A 2,951-nucleotide genomic window follows, 5' to 3' on the forward strand; every position below is an offset into this window, starting at 1 on the left:
AGCATGGCATACAGCGCGAACAGCCTGCGCCCGCCGGAACTGCGGCCCTCCTCCAGCATTGCAGCTGCCTTGCCCCGGAAAACCTCCAGCTGCTGGTGCAGAAACGCAGCTGCTTCTTCGCCCTGCAGCTCTTTGTACGCCCAGTCTTTCAGCGCAGTGATCTTCGCTTCGTCATTCACAAGCTGGAATATGGCGACGCGGATTTCGCGGATCATTTCTTCCCGGTATGGACTGTCTGCTTCGCGGAAATCGCGGATACCTGACTGCAGCATGCCCTGCAGCATTTCTCCCAGCATGTCGGCGTCCATAAATCCTACAAAGGCCTGAAAGGCCATCCCCTTCAGCCCGCCAAGCTTTACTTCGGCCAGCTTCTCACTGGCGATCTTCCCCAGCATGGCACGCGTCTCCGGACGCCCGCTCCAGCCAGAAATTCCCTCCAGCGCATAATCAAGGGCAGCAATATCTTTGCCGTCATTCATCAGCCTGGTCGCGATCCGGTCTGCAGCAACGCCAAGCTCAGCATCCCGGACATAGTCCGCGAGAGCCGTTTGAAGATAAGGCACTGCTTGTTCCACCGGAAGACGCTGCACCAGCGAACTAAGCTGTCCGAGAATTTCGGTTCTTGCTTTTTTCCTGGACATAAATTTCGTCAGCAGCCCGCTGCCCAGAGAGACAATGCGGACCTTGCGCAGCTTGTTCTCAATGCTTGCCTTGTTCAGCAGTTCATTCTCCATGGAGGAGATCAGCGACTGCACGATTTTGTCCCGGTTCTTGAGCAGCAGCGAGGTATGCGGAATCCGCAGGCCCAGCGGGTGCCGGAACAGCGCGGTAACCGCGAACCAGTCAGCAATCCCGCCGACAAGGCCGGCCTCAAAGCCGCCTCTAAGCAGCTCGGTCCCTATATTTTCCGGTAAAAACAGCGTAATCAGAAAACCGCAGGCCATCACGGCAAGCGATATCGTAGCTAAATTTCTGGATTTCATTTTTTATCCCCCTTACCTATAAAACAATTCACAATGGGCAATGTAAGCTTAAAAGCGCTCAGGATGCCTGCTTGCTGGTCTACCTCTCATTGTAGCACGACCGGAGTCCTTTCTGAAAATCCCCCACTTACTTGAAAATGGATTTTTTATTTACACAGAATTAATGATAAAATACAAAGAATCATTTCACTGTCCCAGGTAGGGACAACTTTCGAAGCGGAAAAGGAGAACACTGCCATGCTGATTGCACTTGATATGGATGGAACGCTGCTGAATGAGGACGGCAAGATTAGCCCGGAGAACCGTGAGGCTATTGCAAACGCTCAGAGTCTGGGCCATATTGTGGCAATCGCCACCGGGCGTTCGTACATGGATGCGGAGCGGCAGCTGCGGCTGGCCGAGCTGGAGTGCCCTGTGATCAGCCTGAACGGAGCAGTGCTGACACTGCCTGACGGATCCATTGCGGCAAGCCGTCCGCTCGACAAAGAGGATATTATTCCTGCGCTGCGCTGGATGAATGAAATTACCGAACTTTATTACGAAGTGTACACCAAGGACAATGTATATGTAGAGCTGGACAAGCGTGTCCGCCTGGAAAAATTATCGGAGCTGAAGGACGAAGACATTCCCGACGGAGTAGGCTGGCTGCTGAAGGCGATGATCGCCAAGCAGTTTCAGCAGGCTGCGGTAACTTACGTAGAGAGCATGGAGGACGTGTGGAGCAAAGAAGACAACCCTATCTATAAAGCTCTGGCCTTCTCGCTGAGCCCTGAAGTGCTCAAAGAAGCATCTACACGGTTTGCCGCGATCCCCGGCCTGATTATCACTGCTTCGCATGAGAACAATATTGAGATCAACCACAAGGAGGCCAACAAGGGTAACGGCGTAAGCCTGCTGGCTGCCCACTACGGCATTCCGGCTGAACAGGTTGCTGTGATGGGCGACAGCTATAATGACCTCCCGATGTTTGAGAAGGCCGGTTACAAAATTGCCATGGGGAATGCCGCAGCCCTGCTCAAGGAAACCGCTGATTTCATCACACTGAGTAATGTAGAGCATGGTGTTGCCGCCGGAATCCGCCATCTTTTGGACCGGAAGTAGGAGGCCACTCATGATGAATATGTATCCGGGCATCGCCCAGCTGTACAACAACCGCCTGCTGCGGACGGAGCTGGAGTGCGAACTGTTTGAACAGGCGCTCGAAGGGCTGGCAGGTGATACCGAGGATGCTGTGATCCAGCAGATTTTCAAAGTATTCGATGATGAGACCGAGCACGAGGAAATGATGTTCAGCCTCGTTCATTTCGTGGAGAGCTGCCACATGGAGATGTACCTGACCCAGCTGCTGGAATCGCTGCCTGAGATGCTCGAGCCTGCCCGGGGCTGGGCCATCGTGCTGAACGAGCGAATCTTGAGCGATGATATCTTCCTGAAAGAATACGCCGCTATAGCCAAAGGCATGCCTCCACGGGTGAAGCGGGCACTGGCTTTTCTGCTCGAAGAGATCCGGGAGAACAAACCCCGCGGGTATGAGCGCAAAGTGAATTATATGCTTGGAAAGATAAAGTGACGGTTGCCCGAAATCCGGAAGGCTGCCGTTAAAAAAGGGGCTGCTGCTTATAGAGCCCTGGATGGGCCCACCCTCCAATTTAACTATTTTCAGCATTTCCCCGCCTGCAGCACCAGTCCTCATCCGCGTCCCATCCCCTGGCATAAAAATAACATTTCGCCAAAACAGATACGTGGTATAGTGTAAGTTGGCAAAAATCAACCCGTTAGTGGACTTAAATGAAGGTGAATCTAATGAACAAGCTTTTATTTCATAATATACCGCTGGGCGCAACCGGTGAGCGCATTCCCCAGGCGGCCATCGCTTCAGCCCGGACCAGCCGCGAAATGGTGAAACCGGAGGAAAGTGATGCCGCTTATTTCCGCAGTCTGGAAGAAGGGGGTATTCTGCTCTATCAG

3 protein-coding genes are annotated in these 2,951 nt (G+C 53.2%); 2 read left to right on the top strand and 1 reads right to left on the bottom strand.

What is annotated here, in order from left to right:
* Positions 1–983: DUF445 family protein (locus AQR02_RS25805; protein ID WP_245237744.1), on the bottom strand; the 983-nt coding region annotated here is incomplete at its 3' end.
* Positions 984–1,220: 237 nt separating this feature from the next.
* On the opposite strand from AQR02_RS25805, the gene AQR02_RS25810 reads away from it, so the two are divergent.
* Positions 1,221–2,084: a Cof-type HAD-IIB family hydrolase gene (locus AQR02_RS25810; RefSeq protein WP_054943227.1), complete on the top strand. Its 864-nt coding sequence runs from the start codon at positions 1,221–1,223 to the stop codon at positions 2,082–2,084.
* Between the two features lie 13 nt (positions 2,085–2,097).
* Positions 2,098–2,553, top strand: a complete 456-nt coding sequence (locus tag AQR02_RS25815) for an Imm30 family immunity protein (protein ID WP_209444300.1) — start codon at positions 2,098–2,100, stop codon at positions 2,551–2,553.
* The last annotated feature ends 398 nt before the right edge of the window (positions 2,554–2,951 follow it).

The organism is Paenibacillus ihuae, assembly GCF_001368795.1.
Classification (GTDB): Bacteria; Bacillota; Bacilli; order Paenibacillales; family Paenibacillaceae; genus Paenibacillus_AQ; species Paenibacillus_AQ ihuae.